The sequence below is a fragment of the Serratia sp. K-E0102 genome (assembly GCF_029962625.1).
Taxonomy (GTDB): Bacteria; Pseudomonadota; Gammaproteobacteria; order Enterobacterales; family Enterobacteriaceae; genus Serratia; species Serratia sarumanii.
This window is the reverse complement of record NZ_CP124754.1, coordinates 3,255,426-3,273,279: the sequence shown is the minus strand read 5'-3', so window position 1 is coordinate 3,273,279 and position 17,854 is coordinate 3,255,426. Positions and strand designations below refer to the sequence as shown.

Sequence of the window (17,854 nt, the reverse complement as noted above, 5' to 3'; positions counted from 1 at the left end):
GCTTACCGATAGGCTTCATTGCGCGCGATCGCGTATTTCCCGCTGCCCAGCAGCAGGATGACGACCCCACCCATAAAGAACACCAGTTCGTTTTCAATTCCCCAGGCGCCGACGTCGGTGACGGTAAACACCTTGCCGGTGCCCACCATCAGAAACGCCACCACCAGCGTGAGGGCGTAAACCAGCGCGGCGGGGCGGGTGAACAGCCCCAAAACGATCAGTATCGGCGCCAGGATCTCCCCAACATACACGCCATAGGCGATGAAGGCGGGCAGCCCCTGTTGTTGTAACGCATCGGCGATCCAGCCGACGCCATGCTGAATTTTCGCCACGCCGTGAAACAGCATCAACCCGCCGAAGGTCAGTCTGAGCGCCAACTTACCGGCGTCCGGGCGATCAAAAAGGCGCGTGAATGCCGCATTCAGTGACTTAACCATGACCCTTCCTCCTGAATAGGAATGATTTTCAATCAATATATCAGCAAGGTGAATGCGAAAGATGTTCTGGATCAGTAAAACGGCGGGCTTTACGCCGAATCAGCGGGCGAGGTTCGGCGGGCATTGCGCACGGCAACGCAGGCTGTCCCCGCGACCCAAATCGCGGTAAAATGCAGCAGTTCACCCTATCGCATTCCATCAGGCCGTCGAACCCGCTATGAAAACGCGCAAACCGCGCCGTCCGCCCGGGCGGTGGATCTATTACATCCTGCATGAAGACATGCTGTGGCCCTGCCCGGTCAAATGGGAGTGGGAGAGCGGCTATAACGCCTGGCTGCCGTTTTACTATTCCCCCACGCTGGAGTTCGTCGCCGGCAACCCCGCCCGCGCCACCAAGGTCAGCAGCGGCCGGCGCTAAGCGTGCAGCCCGCCTTGCCGCCCGGCATCCGCTCACCTAAGATCATTGCATCACCCACAGGTTTCCGGGAGCGCCCATGTCTACTCTGTTTCGCACTTCTCTTTGCGGCGCGGTGGCGTTGCTGCTGCTTGCGGGTTGTCAGCAGACGGCGCATAAACCGGCGCCGCCGCTGCAGGCGCAGTTGGATCACATCGCTCTGATGCTGGCCGGCGGGCATTTCCTGCGCGTGGCGTGCGGGCGCAGCGAAGTGCCGGACGATGTGAAATTGCAGCGCACCGCGATGCGTACGGCGCAGCACCGCGGCTGGGACACGCATGCGGCAGGGTATCGGCAGCTGCCGGCGCTCACCCAGGCGCGCTATCTGGCTCTGCAACAGGATAATCAGCTGCTGACGGATAAATGCGCCACGCTCAGCCGCAGCACCGCGCGCTTTATCGCGGCGGCGCAGGCCGATCAGGAAGACTACATGGAGTAACGTTGCGGCAAGCCTGTCGGGCGCTCGTCACGGGCGCCCAAAAATTCTTTGCAGGATAACGATTTATCGATCATCATTTGAAATGATGTTTCACTTTTATCCACCGAGCCCACCTTGAACCTGTATGCCGCCCTGCGTCAGCGCGTGGAAAATACGCCCTGGTACGCCAAACGGAAAAGCTACCGCGTGCTGTTCTGGCGCGAGATCACGCCGCTGGCGGTGCCGATCTTCCTGGAGAACGCCTGCGTGCTGCTGATGGGGGTGCTGAGCACCTTTCTGGTGAGCTGGCTCGGCAAAGAGGCGATGGCCGGGGTGGGGCTGGCGGACAGCTTCAACATGGTGATCATCGCCTTTTTCGCCGCGGTGGATCTCGGCACCACCGTGGTGGTGGCCTTCAGCCTCGGCAAGCGGGATCGCAGGCGCGCGCGGGCGGCGGCGCGTCAGTCGCTGGTCTTGATGACCGGCGTGGCGCTGCTGTTGGCGGCGGGCATTCATCTGGCGGGCGAACCGATCATCGATGTGATCGCCGGCGCGGCCTCGCCGGAAGTGAAAGCGCTGGCGCTCTCTTACCTGCAGACCACGGTGTGGAGCTACCCGGCGGCGGCGATTGCGCTGATCGGCAGCGGCGCCCTGCGCGGCGCGGGCAACACCAAGATCCCGCTGCTGATCAATGGCGGCATGAATATCCTCAATATCATCATCAGCAGCATCCTGATTTACGGCATGCTGGGTTGGCACGGGCTGGGCTTCGTCGGCGCGGGGCTGGGGCTGACGATTTCCCGCTATATCGGCGCCATCGCCATTCTCTATGTGCTGGCGATCGGTTTTAACCCGGCGCTGCACATCACGCTGAAAAGCTATTTCACGCCGCTGAAGATGAGCATCCTGTGGGAAGTGCTGGGGATCGGCATTCCCGCCAGCGTTGAATCGGTATTGTTCAACGGCGGCAAGCTGTTGACGCAGATGTTCGTCGCCGGCATGGGCACCAACGTGATCGCCGGTAACTTCATCGCCTTCTCCATCGCTTCGTTGATCAACTTGCCGGGCAACGCGTTGGGATCGGCCTCGACCATCATCGTCGGCCGGCGGCTCGGCAAAGGCGAGATCGGCCAGGCGGAGCGGCAGCTGCGTCATATTTTCTGGCTGTCTACCCTTGGGCTAACCGCCATCGCCTGGGGCACGGCGCCGCTGGCCGGGGTATTCGCCGCGTTTTATACCTCGCAGGATGACGTGAAATCGGTGGTGAAAACCCTGATTTGGCTCAACGCCGCCTTTATGCCGATCTGGGCCGCTTCCTGGGTGTTGCCTGCCGGGCTGAAAGGCGCGCGCGACGCCCGTTTTGCCATGTGGGTGACGATGCTGGGCATGTGGGGCTGCCGCGTGGTGGCGGGCTACGCGCTGGGCATTGAACTGGGCATGGGCGTGGTGGGCGTCTGGTTGGGGATGTTTCTCGATTGGGCGGTGCGCGGCGCCTTGTTCTATTGGCGCATGGTCAGCGGGCGCTGGCTGTGGAAATATCCGCGGATGAGGCGAGAGAGGAAAGGTTAACCGTGTATTATCGGGGAACTGCCGGCGCCGATTGAACGGCCGCCGGCAAGAAAATGGCGTCGTCAGGAGTGGTGAGTCGAAGGATACCAGCGCAGTGAGTTATTGACAGGGCCTTGGGTGACCAGCACTTTTCCCTTGCCCGCCAGGCTCAGCAGCAAATTGCGCGCCTGATAAATCGTCAAGTCGTTGGACTCGGCCAATTGGCGCGTGGTGGGCCATTCGCCGGGGGGCGGCGGCGGCGTTTCCATGGCTGAAGGACATAGGTTGTGTAGCGTCGTGAGTAAATGTTGCTGCAGGTTCTGCAATTCTTGTTGTTTTGAGATGCGTTTTGCCATGTAAGCCTCCCTTAAACTTCAGGTGAGTTTTGATATAGCGGTAAAAGATGGGTCAGAGAATAGTGCCGGTTGCCGACAAGACGCTCCTGAGCTATTCCCGGACGGCCGTCTGAACCTGATATTTTCGCCGCTATAACCCGGCGGCGTGCAAGGGGCAGGATGGAGAATGCCGTTGCCGGGGGCCCGGCCGGCTGTGTGTATTGGCTGTATTTCATTGTTTTGCTCCATGGTGTACTTCCGAGCCTGGTTTTCACCTGTTCGGATCGTTAAGTATTCCTTCTCTTTGTCGGCGCATTATAACGCAAATAGCAAAATGGCGATCGTTAATGTCGTGGAAAATATGTTTTTCGATACAATTGACTGGTGTTATTGCTTTTACGATCTGTTGTCTCGCAAAAATATATTCGTCTCGTGGTTTTTGGGCTTATATTTTGTATTTATTGGTTTTGATTAAAATGGCTTTCCAAGGTGTGAGTGTTTTTGTAAGAATAACCAGGCCAAAATGAGCGGGTAAGACGGAACTTATTTTAAATATCTCTGAAGGGTAAGTCTTTAGACGATCTTTATTTAAGCGTGTTTTTCTTTTGCCTGTTTAGCTATTCGTTTATAACCCTAATTGGGTGGTAATGAATTGACAGTCGCGATTTCACAATTGCGACGTCTTTCTTTTTGGCGAAGAGTAATACCGTTATTCATTCTGGAATGTATAAATGGCTGTTAAAGGAACGGGAGCAATCCTGCGCTTTTTACACAATATTAAAGGAATAAGTGAATTATGAAACTGAACAAAATCATGCTGGCAACTGTTCTGGCGTTTGGCGTGTCTTCTCTGGCGAATGCCGCCGATCAGGGTCATGGCAAAGTGACTTTTACCGGTTCTATTATTGATGCTCCTTGCTCCATTGCGCCTGAATCGGCCGATCAAACTGTAGAAATGGGGCAGATTTCCAATGTCGCGCTGAAAAATGGCGGCAAATCAGCGCCGCGTCAGTTCGATATTAAACTGGAACAGTGCGACACCTCCACGCTGAAAACCGTCACCACCACTTTTGACGGCAAGGCTTCTGCCGCAAATCCTGATCTGCTGGGCATCATCGGTACCGCCAGCGGTGCCAGCATCGCCATTACCGACATGGCGAGCAATCCGATCAAACTGGGCACCGCAACGGCTCCTCAGACGTTGAACGACGGCAACAACACGCTGCGCTTCGCGGCTTATCTGCAGGGTGACGGCGCTTCCGCCACCGTGGTTCCAGGTGATTTCACCGCCGTAGCCGATTTCAAACTGGCTTACCAATAAGTCTCATCGCCATTGGCGTGACGTCTTTTATGCATGCGGGATATCCCGCATGCATTTTCCCAGGATGAAGGGTATTTGTCAGGGGTATTCAATGAACCGGTTTATTTACCATTTAGTGTCTCCTTGCATATTGATGACCATGCTAGTTATTCCGGCCACTCAGGCTGCTCCCAAGGTTCAGGGATGGGGGCGAGTGAATATGCAAGGAGCCATTATCGATACCGCTTGCGCCATTGCCGCCGGCAGTCGCGATCAGACTATCGATATGGATGTGTTGCCGCTGGGAAATATTGCGCGCGATGGACAGGGCAATACGCGCCCATTCACCATCGAATTAATCAACTGCACGTTTGAACGGCCAAAGCCCAATTTGCCGAACTGGAAGCAATTCCAGGTTGTTTTTGACGGCGATGCCGATGGCGAGTTATTCGGCGTGCGCGGAGACGCGAAGGGTGTGGCGCTGCAAATATCCGATGGCCAAGGGAATATCGCGGCGCCCGGTGTGCCTTTGCCGCGTGGCGATATTTCACCAGGAAGCATGTCGCTCAACTATTCCATCAAGCTGGTTGCCAATAAGCAACCGCTGCATGCCGGAAGCTATTTTTCTGCGGTGCGCTTCAAGCTGGATTATTACTGAAGTTTTTATTACGGCTTACGGTGGGCCGCAACGACGGAAATATACGATAAAGGTTAGGGATATGATGTTATCACCTGCTGGGAAGCTATTTCGATTTCAGGTTTTGGGGTTATGTATCACGCTGGCACTGGGAAGTTCATCAACGCGTGTTTACGCTGAAGACGGTATTCAATTTAATACCGACATTCTGGATGTTAACGATCGGAAAAATATCGACCTAAGCCAATTTTCCCGCAGCGGCTACATTATGCCGGGGAGTTACAGCATGGTGGTTCATATCAATAAAAACGAACTGCCGGAGCAAAAAATATCGTTTTATCCGCCGGACAGCGATCCGGACGGCAGCCGGGCCTGCATCACCAAAGCGTTGGTCGAACAATTGGGGCTGAAGCAAGAGATGATGCGATCGCTCAGCTGGTGGCATCAGGGTGAGTGTCTGGACGAATCCAGCCTGAAAGGCATGGCGTCGCGCGGCGATCTTGCGACGGCTGCGCTCTATCTGAGCGTGCCGCAGGCTTATATGGAGTACAGCTCGGAAGACTGGGATCCGCCGTCGCGCTGGGATGAGGGCATTCCGGGGTTGTTGTTCGACTATAACCTCAATGCTCAAAGCCGGCATCAGCAAAAGGAGGGCACTCGCGAGTATAGCGTCAGCGGCAACGGTACCGCCGGCGCCAACCTCGGCGCCTGGCGTCTGCGCGCCGACTGGCAGGGGCAGCTTAACCATCAAACCGGTGTCGGGCAGCCTACCGATAAGAAGTTGGAGTGGAGCCGCTATTACGCCTACCGCGCCATCCCCGCGCTGCGTTCGCGCCTGACGCTGGGTGAAGACTATTTGGATTCGGGCATTTTCGAGAGCTTCCGTTTTTCAGGCGCGAGTCTGGTCTCCGACGACAATATGCTGCCGCCCAACCTGCGCGGCTACGCGCCAGAGGTGGTCGGCGTGGCCAAAACCAACGCCAAGGTGACCATCAGTCAGCAGGGGCGGGTCATTTATGAAACCCAGGTGGCGGCGGGGCCGTTCCGTATTCAGGACATCAATGACGCCATCTCCGGCGAGTTGGATGTGCGGGTGGAAGAACAGGACGGCAGCGTACAGGCGTTCAAGATGAACACCGCCAGCATTCCGTATCTGACCCGCCCGGGCTCGTGGCGTTTCAAACTGGCGGCGGGCAAGCCGTCCGACTGGCAACACCACGCTCGCGGGCCGCTGTTTGGCACCGGCGAATTCTCATGGGGCATCAGCAACGGCTGGTCGTTGTATGGCGGCGCGTTGGCGGGCGGCGATTATAACGCCCTTTCGCTGGGCGTGGGGCGCGATCTGATGATGTTCGGCGCGCTGTCGTTCGACGCTACCCAATCGCGGGCGCGCCTGCCGCAGCAGGAAAAAACGCTGAGCGGCGGTTCTTACCGGGTGAGCTATTCGAAAACCTTCGATGAGTTGGACAGCCAGGTCACCTTCGCCGGCTACCGTTTCTCGGAAGAAGACTACATGAGCATGAGCGAATACCTCGACGCGCGTTATTACGGTAATCGGGTCGGCAACAACAAGGAGATGTACACCATCACCTTTAACAAGCAGTTCCGCGACTGGGGGTTGAGCACCTACCTCAACTACAACCATCAGACTTATTGGGATCGTCCGGCCAATGACCGTTACAGCCTGACGGCGTCGCGCTATTTCGACATCGGCGACTTCAAAAACCTAAGCCTGTCGTTGTCGGCTTATCGCAACCGCTACAACGAGACCAACGACGACGGCATGTATCTGTCGCTGTCAATGCCGTGGGGCAATGGTGCCACTCTCAGCTACAACACCACGGTGAATCGCAACGACAACACTCATCGCGTGGGGTACTACAACCGCGTCGACGAACACAACAACTATCAGGTGAGCGCCGGCAGCGCGCGTAGCGGCGCCAATTTGAACGGCTACTACAACCACGAGGGCGACGTGGCGCGTCTGAGCGCCAACGCCAGCTATCAGGCCGGGCGCTACAGCGCCGTTGGCCTGTCCGCGCAGGGAGGGATGACCGTCACGCAGGAAGGCGGCGCGCTGCATCGCTCTACCGTTATGGGCGGTACGCGCCTGTTGCTGGACACCAACGGCGTAGCCGGGGTACCGGTGCGCGGCTACGGCAGCACCGTGAGCACCAACCGCTTCGGCAAGGCTGTGGTGGCGGACGTCAACAGCTATTACCGCAACAAGGCCAGCATCGATCTGAACAAGCTGGGAGACAACGCCGAGGCCACCCGATCGGTGGTGCAGGCCACCCTGACGGAAGGGGCGATTGGCTACCGCAAGTTCGATGTGATCGCCGGTGAGAAGGCAATGGCGATCGTCAAACTGGCGGACGGCAGTACGCCGCCGTTCGGCGCTACGGTGCTGAACGCCCGCAAACAGGAAACCGGCATCGTCAACGACGGCGGCAGCGTCTACCTGAGCGGCATCAACGCCGGTGAAACCATGACGGTCCACTGGAATGGCGCCGCACAGTGCCAAATACAGCTGCCGTCTTCGCTGCCGGCCGACATGCTGATGCGCACATTGTTGCTGCCTTGCCGGCCGCTCGCCCCGGCTGAATAAATTCATCATTCTGAATCTGGAGTAATCGACAACATGCAGAACATTTCCCTGAAGACCGCGGCGGCGATCGCCCTGTTGAGCACAGCGATGTCGCAGCAGGCATCGGCGGCGATCGCGCTCGATCGCACCCGGGTGATCTTTGACGGCGGCCAGAGCTCGGTCAGCCTGAACCTCAGCAACCAGAACAAACAGCTGCCGTATCTGGCGCAGGGTTGGCTGGAGGACGAGCAGGGCAACAAGATTCAGAGCCCGCTGGTGGTGTTGCCGCCGGTGCAGCGCATCGAGCCGGGCAAACCGAGCCAGATAAAGATTCAGGCGCTGCCGGCGGCCAAACAGCTGCCGCAGGATCGCGAGAGCCTGTACTACTTCAATTTGCGCGAGATCCCGCCGAAGAGCGACAAACCGAACACGCTGCAGATCGCGCTGCAAACGCGCATCAAGCTGTTTTACCGGCCGACGGCGATCGTGCCGAGCCGCGCCGACATGGCGACGCCGTGGCAAGAGCAACTGACACTGACGCGGCAGGGAGACGGCTATCAGGTCAATAACCCGACCCCTTATTACATCACCATTGTCGATGCCGGGAGCAAAAAGCACGGCGAAGGCGCGCAGGGTTTCGAGCCCTTCATGATCGCGCCCAAGAGTAATGCGCGGCTGACCGTGAGCGCGGCGGCCCTGGGCGGCAGCCCGGTGCTGACCTATATCAACGACTACGGCGGCCGGCCGCAGCTCAGTTTCAGCTGCAGCGGCGGCAGTTGCAAAGTGGTGCCGGAAAAGAAACCGGCTTCATAACCCTCTGTTCAGGCCGTTATCGACGGGAGAGTGACTCAGGTGCAAAGGATGAAACGAAAACTGAAAAAGGACAGCCTGCCGCAGCGCTGCGAATGGCGCTATTACGCCGCGATGGGCGGCCTGGCGCTGATGTTGCCGCTGCTATTGCCGAAAGCCGTCGCGGCCGACAACTGGCAGGTGGAAGGCGCCAACGGCGTGTTGCAGGTGCGCGGCGCGCTGACGGAGAGTGCCTGTCGGTTGGAGATGACCAGCGCGCGGCAGGATATTTGGCTGGGGGAAACCGGCACCGCACGCTTGCGGCAGGCCGGCGATCGCGGGCTGCCGGTGGCGTTCGAGCTGCGTCTGCAAGATTGTCTGCGCGCCTCGACCAGCCAGCGCGATGCGCGCACCGGCGCGCTGACCTGGGCGCCGAACCAACCGGCGGTGACGGTCAGCTTCGGCGCGCCGGCGGATATGGACAACCCACAGTTGGTGAAAGCGCAGGGCGTGTCTGGTCTGGGGCTGCGCCTGCTGGACGGCCGCGGCCGCGACGTTCGCCTGGGCAGCCGCGGTGAGCCGCTGATGCTGACGCCGGGGCAGAATACCTTGAGCTACACCGTCGCGCCGGAGCGAACCGCGGCGCCGTTGATGGCCGGCGCTTATCGGGCGGCGGTGGATTTTAGGCTGAGTTATGACTGAGGCGGCGAGATGGCGCAGATGATGAAACGAAGCCGAACGGCGCTCTGGCTGGCGGGGCTGTTGGCGCTGGTTCAACTGTCGGCTGAGGCGAACACCCTGGTGAACGTGCGGGTCACCGTGCTTTCCCCTCCCTGCGTTATCAACGGTGGGCAGCCTATCGAGGTGAATTTCGGCGATGAAGTGATGACCACCCGGATCGACGGCAACAACTATCGGCGGCCGGTGAACTATACGCTGACGTGCAACGGGCAGAGCAGCAACGCTCTCAAACTGCAGGTTCAGGGGGCGGCGGCCGGTTTCGACGGTCAATTGTTGAGCACCAGCCAGGACGGACTGGGCATCGCGCTGCTTCACGGGGGCGGCCGCTGGCCGATTAATCAGTGGTTGAGTTTTACCTATCCCGTCACGCCGACGCTTGAGGCGGTGCCGGTGAAATCGGCCACTGCCAAACTGACGGCGGGCGAATTCACCGCCGGCGCGACGATGAAAGTGGACTATCAGTAACGCAGGAGCTAGAGCATGAAACAGCGTTTAACGGCGAGCGTGCTGCTGTGCGCCGGCGTGGTGTGCCACTTCGCCTGGGCGGAAAAAACGGTCGATATGCAGTTCCGCGGCACGCTGATCGAGCCGCCGCCCTGCACCATCAACGATGATGGCGTGATCGATGTGAATTTCGGCGATCGCGTCGGTATCAATAAGGTCGACGGCGTGAATTACCGGCAAACCATCGGCTATCGCATTACCTGCGAGCCGGGGATCGGCAAGTGGGACATGATGTTGCGCCTGAACGGCACGGCGACCTCTTTCGATGAGGCGGCGGTGCAAACCAACCACCGTTATCTGGGCATTCGCATTTACCAAAATGCCGCGCCATTCAAAGTGGGCAGTTCGCTGCCCATCGATCCGCTCAAGCCGCCGGTGCTGGAAGCGGTGCCGGTCGGCAAGGCGGGGGAAACCTTGACGGAAGGGGCGTTCGACGCCACGGCGACCCTGCAGGCTGACTACCAGTGAAGGAGGGAACACGTATGAAAATGACGCCAAGACGCCGTTGGGCGACGGCGGGGCTGTTGCTGTTTTCACTGGGCGCGAGCGGCATGGTGCGAGCGGCGGACAATCTGTATATGCACGGCGCGCTGGTGGCGGAGCCCTGTGTCATTCAGCCGGGCGACGAAGATATCCAACTGGATTTCGGCACCGTGGTCGACAAATACCTGTACCTGAATCAGCGCACGTTGAGCCAACCGTTCGAGCTGCGGCTGTCCGAATGCGATCTGAGCCTGGGAAAAACGGTGTCGATCACTTTCAAGGGCGAGGAAAATCCGCAGTTGCCGGGGTTGTTGGCGCTGGCGGCGAGCAGCGAGGCCAGCGGGATCGCCATCGGCATGGAAACCGCGCAAGGGCGGCCATTGCCGCTCAACAGCGCCGGCGGCAAATACCCGTTGCAGAACGGCAGTACGGTGATCGCCGTGCAGGCTTATGTGCGGGGCGAACCGGAGGCGCTGGCGAAGAAGACCATCGGTCGCGGCGCGTTCAACGCCATTGCGACTTTCAACCTGGACTATCAATAAACGCCGGGCCGGCCCGGTATTCGGCAAAACAGAATAAGGACCTGACGCGATGCAGCGTGCTCACTTCAGATGGATGTCTCTACTGCTTGGCCTGGCGCCGGGGCTGTGCTCGGCACAAATCTATTCGTACGTCACCCAAAGCACCGGCTCTCCCTCCAACGCTAGCTATAAGTTCGTGCTTGAAAGCTGGGATATGGACGACCTGTCGCCCAATCCCTGCTATCAGCAGGCAAATTGCGCTATCGGCATTAACCACCGGCATACCAGCACCAACACCGGGGGCACATCTTCGGTGTCACCGTCTGCCTACGTTGTCGGCTCGACGCGTTATCCGCAAATTACTCAATTGGCGACGATGGGCGAGCTCAGCCGTTTTTATCAAAGCATCTATCCGTTGCCGATACAGGGGAGCACTTCGCACGTGGGGGAGTCGATCACTCAGGAGTGCGTCGGGTTGTTTTACAACACGCGTTCTGGTTCTGCGGTAACGGGGAGCAATGCGCGCCTGATGCCCAGCAGCGTCTGCGGCATCGCGCCGCCGCCGGTCGGGGTGTGCGGCATTGATGAGCAGCAGCTCGATTTGAACCATGGCGTGCTGCAGGACACTGAACTGGCGGGTAATACCGCGCGCGGCAGTCTGCGGGTGGTGTGTTCGCAGAAGATGAATATCGTCATGTATATCCGCACCGGCAGCAGCGGCCGTTTGGATCTGGGCAACAACTCGGGCGTCTACAGCACGCTGCGCATCAATGGCGTGTTGGGCAATCAGGGGTATCCGTTCACTGCCGACACGAGCGGCATCACGTTGCCGGTCACTTCAACGCTCGGCGTGACCGGAACGGTCAAAGCCGGTGATTACTCTGGGCAGTCGGTCGCCATTCTGGCGCTGCCGTAGCCGCTTGGCCGCGCTTAAGGCCGCGTATCACCGCAAGGCCGTCATCGGTCTTGTTAGCGCTGATAAGCGGAAAGGATGACGTGCATGTGGGTGCGAAAAGGGAGATTTCATGGAGAAGGTACCGATGGGAAATAGTCTGTCCCTGGCGTTCATCGATAACGACCGCTTTTTTATTGAAGGGCTGCAGCGGGTGCTGCTGTCTTATTTTGCCCGCAGGGCGATTCCGGTTCGATTGCTGGATCCCGCCGCGGCGGCGCAGGCGGATATGGTGTTCCAGTCCGTGGAAAGGGATTGGCAGGCGCGATTCTGCCTGCGTGCCGCGGAGGGCGGTAAACAGATTAATTTTTCTCTGCGTGCACCGGATGACACCCGTTGGCGCGACAAGCCGCGCTGCATCAGCGAATCGGGTGTGATCTTTCGCAACGATACGATCGGCCTCGTGCTGAGCCGGGTGGAACAGGCGCTGGCGTTGCAGACGTCTGATAGCGAAGCGCGCCGCTGTTATTGGTGCGAGCGGCAGCGAATTACCCGCCGCGAACAGGATGTGATGCGCTATCTGGCCTGGGAAATGCCGCCGACGGCGATAGCGCGTTATTTGGCGTTGAGCGTGAAGACCGTCAGTAACCACAAACAGGCAGCGATGAGAAAACTGGGGTTCAAACGCAACGTCGATTTATACCACTGGCTGCGGCAAGGGGGCCTGAAAACCGTAGAGCGGTCGCGAGGAGAGGGGTGCGGTTCAGGTGCGCGGCTTGGCGCCGGAACCGCTGCGGCGTCAATACAGCAGCGTCATCGCGCTGAAGAACAGTAGCGTCAACACGATGATGATGACGTTTTGTGTGGCTTTGCGCACCAGTTTGCTGGCGCTCAGCCGGCTGTCGATGATGTAGAGCAGCGGCACCATCAACAGCACGTAGGCGAACATCAGCATGGCGGTAAAGGGCTGCAGGTTCATTCATGCTCCTCTTGTGCGTCATCATGGCCGACCAGGTGCACCAGCACGGCCTCCGTCTGATGGGGCAAACCAATAAAATGCGCAGTGGCGGGGGAGTTCGCCGCGAGCGGCAGAGCGGCGCGCCGCGTCTTCACCGCCGCTTGCAGAATTTTCTTCCGATGCTTCCGAGTATGGTCGACCATGCGCCTCCGAATAAAGCCGCCCGCAGGCGGCCGATCGTTGTATTGCCCATTAAGCTGGAGAAGGATTTCGGGCCGCTGCCGGGGCCACGCACTCATAATATTGCGAATGATAACCATTATCAATATTGAGAGTAAAAAATTAAGGGTATTACGAGGGGCTGTCGGCGGGGCGGGAAAAGAAAAAGCACGCCTTGCGGCGTGCTTTGCGCGGTATTAACTGCAGCGGTTACTTCTGGTCGGGCAGGGCGTAAGCGACCAGATAGTCACCCAGCTTGGTGCCGAAGGAACCGTGGCCGCCGGCGAAGATCAGCACGTACTGCTTGCCGTTGACCTCATAGGTCATCGGCGTCGCCTGGCCGCCGGCCGGCAAGCGCGCTTCCCACAGTTTTTCACCGTTGGTCACGCTGAAGGCGCGCAGGTAGTTGTCTGCGGTGGCGCCGATGAAGAACACGTTACCGGCGGTGGTCACCGGGCCGCCCAGCATCGGCATGCCCATTTTGAACGGCAGCGGCAGCGGTGAGCTGTCGCGCACGGTGCCGATGCGTTTTTTCCACACGATGTCGTTGGTTTTCAGATCCACGGCGGAAATGTAACCCCAGGCCGGCTGTTTGCACGGCAGACCGAACGGTGACAGGAACGGGTTCAGGGTCACGCCGAACGGCACGCCATACTGCGGCTGTACGCCGGACTCGGTGCCGCTGCCGCCCTTGTCGCCTTCCGGCGGCTCAATCGGGTTGCCTGGGCCGCGTGGGATCAGCTTGGACACGAACGGCAGCGCGATCGGGTTGGCGATGGCGATTTCGCGATCGGTATCGACGGCCAGGCCGCCCCACTCGAACATGCCGAGGTTACCCGGGAACACCAGCGTGCCCTGCTCGGACGGCGGGGTGAAGGTGCCTTCGTAACGCAGGCTGTGGAACATCACGCGGCAGACCAGCTGGTCATAGATGGTCGCGCCCCACATGTCCGCACCGGTCAGTTTCTTCTCAGGACGGAAGGTCAGCTCGGAGAACGGCTGGGTCGGCGACAGGCGGTCGCCTTTGGCCGGGCCCTGCGGTACCGGTTTCTCCGGGGCCGGCACCACCAGCTCGCCGTTGGTGCGGTTCAGCACGAAGATGTTGCCGGTTTTGGTCGGCACGTAGATGACCGGCACTTTTTTACCGCTCTTGTCGGTAATGTCCGCCAGGGTCGGCTGCGCCGGCACGTCCATATCCCACAGGTCGTGGTGTACCGTCTGATAGAACCAGGCCAGCTTGCCGGTGGAGGCGTTCAGCGCCAGCAGGCCGCTGGCGTAGCGCTCCATTTCCGGGGTGCGATCGCCGCCCCAGATGTCCGGCGTGGAAACGCCCATCGGCAGATAGACGATATCCAGCTTGGCGTCATAGGCGGCCGGCGCCCAGGAGTTCGGCGAGTTCGGCACGAAGTGATGCTCGTCCGCCGGGATGGCGTTCGGATCTTTCGCGCCCGGATCGAAGGCCCACAGCAGCTTGCCGCTGTTGACGTCGAAGCCGCGAATGACGCCGGAAGGCTCGCGGTTGGAGTAGTTGTCGGTCACGGCGCCGGCGATGACGATCACTTTATCGGTGATCACCGGCGGCGAAGTCGGCTCGTAGTGGCCCGGCGTCGCATACGGCATGTTGCTCTGCAGGTTCAACTCGCCGTTGTTGGCGAAGTCCGGGCACGGTTTGCCGGTGTCGGCGTCCAGCGCGAACAGGCGACCGTCGTTGACCGGCAGAATGATGCGGCGCGCGCACATCGCCGGTGCGGCATCGCCGGCGGCGCCCGCGGCTGCAGCGGTTTCGTGGTAAGACACGCCGCGGCAGGTGATGTGCTGGAAGGTCGGGTTGTACTTCAGCTGCGGATCAAATTTCCACTTTTCTTTACCGGTGGCGGCATCCAGCGCGAACAGCTTCTGGTGCGGCGTACACATGTAAAGGGTATCGCGGATCTTGATCGGCGTGACTTCGTTGGTGATCTCACCCGGATCGTTGGCGGTCTTCAGATCGCCGGTCTGGAAACGCCAAACCTCTTGCAGCTGGCCAACGTTTTTGTCGTTGATCTGGCTCAGCGGCGAGTAACGGGTGCCTTCCTGGGTGCGGCCATAGGCCGGCCAGTCGGCGCCGTTGGCGTCTTTCGGCTGCACCTGCGCGGCGTCGAGAGTGCCGTTGATCTCTTGCGGATCGTTGAATACGGCATAGGCCAGTGCGATGACGGTGATTGCCAGCGCCGCGCTCAGCGCACCGTAGGCGAACTTGCCGTTGGCGACCAGCTTACGGTAGATAAACGGCAGCACCAGCCACAGGCCGAAGAAGAAGGTGACGTCCAGGCGCGGCGTCAGTGCCCAGAAGTCCGGGCCGACTTCCCACAGGGCCCAAATAGTGGTGCCCAGCAGGAATACCGCGTACAGCAGCAGCGCGGTGGCGCGGCGGCGGAACAGCAGCCAGGAGGTCGCCAGCAGCACCAGCCCGGCGATGATGTAATACAGCGAACCGCCCAACTTGGCCAGCCAAATGCCGCCGCCGAGCAGATAAAGCCCGCTCAGCGCGGCAAATAGCGCCGTTATGACGATAAGCGGCGATAGTGACGCTTTATTTTGCATAGCAATACCCTTACCAAAAATGAAAGTCCCCGATTTAGAGATTAAGCCAAATCGGAAAAAACACGCGGTTTATCCCTAATATTTCAGCGGGAAGCCGCTAGGGTGACGTAAAACCCATCCCGTTTTTTAACCTTAAGGTGCTTTGCCTTATTCAAAGCGGTAAGACAAGGTGGCGCCGCCACCCCAGTTGCGACCCGGCGCCGGCTCGAAATAGCGGCCGTTGCCTTCGTTGACGATCACCGAACCGACGTAACGGCGATCGAACACATTGTCTACCCGGCTGAACACGTCCAGCGCCCAGCGGTTCCAGGTAAAGCGATAACCGGCGTTTACGCCGGCCACGGTGTAAGAGGGCGCCTGCGCGCTGTTGGCGTCGTTGGCCTGAATGTCGCTCATGTAGCGCAGCTCCGCGCCGGCGTGCCAGCCTTCCGGCGGCGCCCAGGCCAGCGAGGCGTAGCCCATATTGCGCGCGATGCCCGGCAGGCGATTGCCGGCGGGGGTACAGCCGGATTTACCGCACATATCGCTGCGGTAGGTGGCGTCCAGCAGCGTCCAGGCCATATTCAGGCGCCAGTCCAGCGCAAACTCCTGATCCAGCGCCAGCTCGAGGCCGCGCCGCCGGGTTTTACCGGCGTTGGCATAGCTGGTGCGCCCGCCGCTGCTTTCCGCCACCACCAGTTCGTTTTCGGTCTCGGTCTGGAACAGGGCGGCGCTCACCAGGCCGTTGCCGAGGCGCAGCTTGCTGCCCAGCTCGACGGTGTCACTGGTAGACGGCTGCAGGCCGATGTTGAGGCCCGCCTGGCCGTCGGGGCGGTATGAGAGCTCGTTGATGGTGGGGGTTTCAAAGCCGCGGCCGGCGGAGAGATAAAGGTTCCACGCCGGATTGATCTTGTAGTTGAGCGAGCCCATCGGCAGCCACTGGTGGTAACGCTTGCTGCCGCTGTCGTCGCCGTTGCGCGGCGTGATGTAATAGTCGGTCGAGTCGAAGCTGACCGTGCTGTAGCGCAGGCCGGCATCCAGCGTCCAGTGCGGCGTCAGTTGCCAGGAGGTTTGCAGGTAAGGATCCAGGTTCCAGATGCGGTTCTTCTCGTTGCGCCGCTGGTCGCCTTTCTCGCCGTAGTCCACTGTGCCGTCTCGCAGAATAAAGTTTTCGAACCCCTGCCGGCGTTCGGTCATGGTTTCATAATCCAGACCGCCGATCAGTGTTACCGGTAACGATGCGAGAGTATCCTCATGCTTCCAGCGAGTGTCAATGCCCTGATATTTTCTTTCCAGCACGATCACCCCGCCGGCGTGGGTGGGGTTGAGCTGCGGCCCCATCGGGATCGATTGGTACTGCGTGGTGTGGCGCTCGCCGTGGTAGGCGGTCAGGGTCAGTTCGTCGCGTTCACTCATCTGGCGCTGATAGCGCAAGCCGGCCTGGGTCTGGTCGAGCGATTTGCGGGTGTTGTATTGATCCGCGCGCGGCGCCTGGCGCGGGTTTTCCTTCCATTCCGCCTCGGTCAGGCCGCCCGGATCGCCGGCATCGATTGAGACGCTGTTGAACATCAGCGTCAGGGTGCTGACGTCGTCCAGCCGCACGCCGAGCTTGCCGTTGCCGAGGTTTTTCCGCGCGGCGCTGTGATCGCGGTAACCCTGGGTAGTAAAGCGGGTGCCGGAGATGGCGTAGTTGACGTCGCCGGCCTGGGTGCCGTCGCCGGTGGCGCCGGTCGCTTTCACCCCGTAGCGCCAGGTGTTGTCACTGCCGAAATAGCCGCCGGCCTCCAGCGTCGGCGGCTGGGTGCCGGTAATGGTGTCAACATTGATGACCCCGCCCGAGGCGTTGCCGTACAGCGCGGAATAGGGGCCGCGCAGCACCTCGATGCGTTCGACGGAATTGATGTCGATATTGGAGGTTTGCCCCTGGCCGTCGGGCATGGTGGCGGGAATGCCGTCGACGTACATGCGCACCCCGCGCACGCCGAACATCGAGCGGCTACCGAACCCGCGTATCGACAGCTGCAGATCCTGCGCATAGTTTTGCCGGTTTTGGATCTGCAGGCCTGGCACGCTGCCGAGGTTTTCCGACAGGTTAATCTGCGGCGCGGCGTTGCGCAGGTCTTCGCCGTCGATCACGCTGACGGAGACCGGCGACCCCAGCTCCGTCAATCCGGTGGGTTGCGCCATCACCACCAGGGTGTCGCTGTCTTTTTGCTCCGCCGCCAGGGCCGAGCCGATATAGATCGGCTGTAGCAATAACAGGGTTGCCGGGGTCAAGGCGGGACGTTTTTTATTCATCAGATAATTCTGCCAATAATGCTGAAAGAGTTGCCCGCAAGGGGGCGAAAATAGCCATTTTTGACTCCCTGTACCGGCATTCAAGGGGAAGGAAACTGCATCCTGCAAAGAGTATAGGATATTCCGATATCGTATGCTTTGGAATAGCGCAGCCGAAAGAGGCGTGTTTTC

The 17,854-nt window shown here is 59.8% G+C and carries 19 protein-coding genes; 13 read left to right on the top strand and 6 right to left on the bottom strand.

Annotated elements, in window-relative coordinates:
* Nucleotides 1-2: 2 nt before the first annotated feature.
* Nucleotides 3-437: a DoxX family protein gene (locus SSARUM2_RS15710; protein ID WP_033635133.1), complete on the bottom strand. Its 435-nt coding sequence runs from the start codon at nucleotides 435-437 to the stop codon at nucleotides 3-5.
* 217 nt (nucleotides 438-654) lie between these two features.
* Here SSARUM2_RS15710 and SSARUM2_RS15705 point away from each other — a divergent pair, with 217 nt between their 5' ends.
* From SSARUM2_RS15705 to SSARUM2_RS15695, 3 genes are all read left to right on the top strand, one after another.
* Nucleotides 655-855: a hypothetical protein gene (locus tag SSARUM2_RS15705; protein WP_015378375.1), complete on the top strand. Its 201-nt coding sequence runs from the start codon at nucleotides 655-657 to the stop codon at nucleotides 853-855.
* A gap of 76 nt (nucleotides 856-931) precedes the next feature.
* Nucleotides 932-1,330 carry a type II secretion system pilot lipoprotein GspS gene (gene gspS / locus SSARUM2_RS15700; protein WP_033635132.1) on the top strand — a complete coding sequence of 133 codons (399 nt, stop codon included), beginning with the start codon at nucleotides 932-934 and terminating at the stop codon, nucleotides 1,328-1,330.
* Nucleotides 1,331-1,444: 114 nt separating this feature from the next.
* On the top strand, nucleotides 1,445-2,878 hold the full coding sequence (locus SSARUM2_RS15695; RefSeq protein ID WP_033653553.1) for an EmmdR/YeeO family multidrug/toxin efflux MATE transporter: 1,434 nt from the start codon (nucleotides 1,445-1,447) through the stop codon (nucleotides 2,876-2,878).
* Between the two features lie 62 nt (nucleotides 2,879-2,940).
* On the opposite strand, the gene SSARUM2_RS15690 is transcribed toward SSARUM2_RS15695, so the two are convergent.
* Nucleotides 2,941-3,213, bottom strand: coding sequence for a hypothetical protein (locus SSARUM2_RS15690; protein WP_039565339.1), 273 nt, complete (start codon nucleotides 3,211-3,213; stop codon nucleotides 2,941-2,943).
* A 775-nt stretch (nucleotides 3,214-3,988) separates the two neighbouring features.
* Between SSARUM2_RS15690 and SSARUM2_RS15685 the strand changes: the two genes are divergently transcribed.
* The 10 genes from SSARUM2_RS15685 (at nucleotide 3,989) to SSARUM2_RS15640 (ending at nucleotide 12,481) form a co-directional block, all read left to right on the top strand.
* Entirely contained in the window at nucleotides 3,989-4,513 is a 525-nt protein-coding gene (locus SSARUM2_RS15685; protein ID WP_033653555.1) for a fimbrial protein, read from the top strand.
* Nucleotides 4,514-4,604: 91 nt separating this feature from the next.
* Nucleotides 4,605-5,150 (top strand): fimbrial protein, encoded by a 546-nt coding sequence (locus tag SSARUM2_RS15680; protein WP_033647884.1) that lies wholly within the window; start codon nucleotides 4,605-4,607, stop codon nucleotides 5,148-5,150.
* A 61-nt stretch (nucleotides 5,151-5,211) separates the two neighbouring features.
* Nucleotides 5,212-7,737, top strand: a complete 2,526-nt coding sequence (locus tag SSARUM2_RS15675) for an outer membrane usher protein (RefSeq protein WP_049197304.1) — start codon at nucleotides 5,212-5,214, stop codon at nucleotides 7,735-7,737.
* Nucleotides 7,738-7,770: 33 nt separating this feature from the next.
* The gene (locus SSARUM2_RS15670; RefSeq protein WP_033635126.1) at nucleotides 7,771-8,529 is read left to right on the top strand and encodes a fimbria/pilus periplasmic chaperone; all 759 of its coding nucleotides are present in this window, start codon (nucleotides 7,771-7,773) and stop codon (nucleotides 8,527-8,529) included.
* A 48-nt stretch (nucleotides 8,530-8,577) separates the two neighbouring features.
* Nucleotides 8,578-9,207 carry a fimbrial protein gene (locus SSARUM2_RS15665; RefSeq protein WP_194243208.1) on the top strand — a complete coding sequence of 210 codons (630 nt, stop codon included), beginning with the start codon at nucleotides 8,578-8,580 and terminating at the stop codon, nucleotides 9,205-9,207.
* Nucleotides 9,208-9,225: 18 nt separating this feature from the next.
* Nucleotides 9,226-9,711, top strand: coding sequence for a fimbrial protein (locus tag SSARUM2_RS15660; RefSeq protein WP_223182110.1), 486 nt, complete (start codon nucleotides 9,226-9,228; stop codon nucleotides 9,709-9,711).
* A 15-nt stretch (nucleotides 9,712-9,726) separates the two neighbouring features.
* Nucleotides 9,727-10,218, top strand: coding sequence for a fimbrial protein (locus tag SSARUM2_RS15655; protein WP_060430539.1), 492 nt, complete (start codon nucleotides 9,727-9,729; stop codon nucleotides 10,216-10,218).
* A gap of 20 nt (nucleotides 10,219-10,238) precedes the next feature.
* Nucleotides 10,239-10,775, top strand: coding sequence for a fimbrial protein (locus tag SSARUM2_RS15650; protein WP_033638533.1), 537 nt, complete (start codon nucleotides 10,239-10,241; stop codon nucleotides 10,773-10,775).
* A 73-nt stretch (nucleotides 10,776-10,848) separates the two neighbouring features.
* A complete protein-coding gene (locus tag SSARUM2_RS15645) occupies nucleotides 10,849-11,670 on the top strand; it encodes an adhesin (protein ID WP_223181969.1) in 822 nt (273 codons plus the stop codon).
* A 109-nt stretch (nucleotides 11,671-11,779) separates the two neighbouring features.
* The gene (locus SSARUM2_RS15640) at nucleotides 11,780-12,481 is read left to right on the top strand and encodes a LuxR C-terminal-related transcriptional regulator (protein WP_079656596.1); all 702 of its coding nucleotides are present in this window, start codon (nucleotides 11,780-11,782) and stop codon (nucleotides 12,479-12,481) included.
* Here SSARUM2_RS15640 and SSARUM2_RS15635 read toward each other — a convergent pair.
* The 4 genes from SSARUM2_RS15635 to pqqU form a co-directional block, all read right to left on the bottom strand.
* Nucleotides 12,446-12,625, bottom strand: coding sequence for a hypothetical protein (locus tag SSARUM2_RS15635; protein WP_033635123.1), 180 nt, complete (start codon nucleotides 12,623-12,625; stop codon nucleotides 12,446-12,448). The two genes, SSARUM2_RS15640 and SSARUM2_RS15635, sit on opposite strands and share 36 nt — an antisense overlap.
* Nucleotides 12,622-12,807, bottom strand: coding sequence for a hypothetical protein (locus tag SSARUM2_RS15630; RefSeq protein WP_033638531.1), 186 nt, complete (start codon nucleotides 12,805-12,807; stop codon nucleotides 12,622-12,624). The genes SSARUM2_RS15635 and SSARUM2_RS15630 overlap by 4 nt, the downstream gene beginning before the upstream one ends.
* Nucleotides 12,808-13,033: 226 nt before the next feature.
* Nucleotides 13,034-15,406: a glucose/quinate/shikimate family membrane-bound PQQ-dependent dehydrogenase gene (locus SSARUM2_RS15625; RefSeq protein ID WP_033647880.1), complete on the bottom strand. Its 2,373-nt coding sequence runs from the start codon at nucleotides 15,404-15,406 to the stop codon at nucleotides 13,034-13,036.
* A 147-nt stretch (nucleotides 15,407-15,553) separates the two neighbouring features.
* The gene (pqqU, locus tag SSARUM2_RS15620) at nucleotides 15,554-17,683 is read right to left on the bottom strand and encodes a TonB-dependent receptor PqqU (RefSeq protein ID WP_060452556.1); all 2,130 of its coding nucleotides are present in this window, start codon (nucleotides 17,681-17,683) and stop codon (nucleotides 15,554-15,556) included.
* Nucleotides 17,684-17,854: the final 171 nt, after the last annotated feature.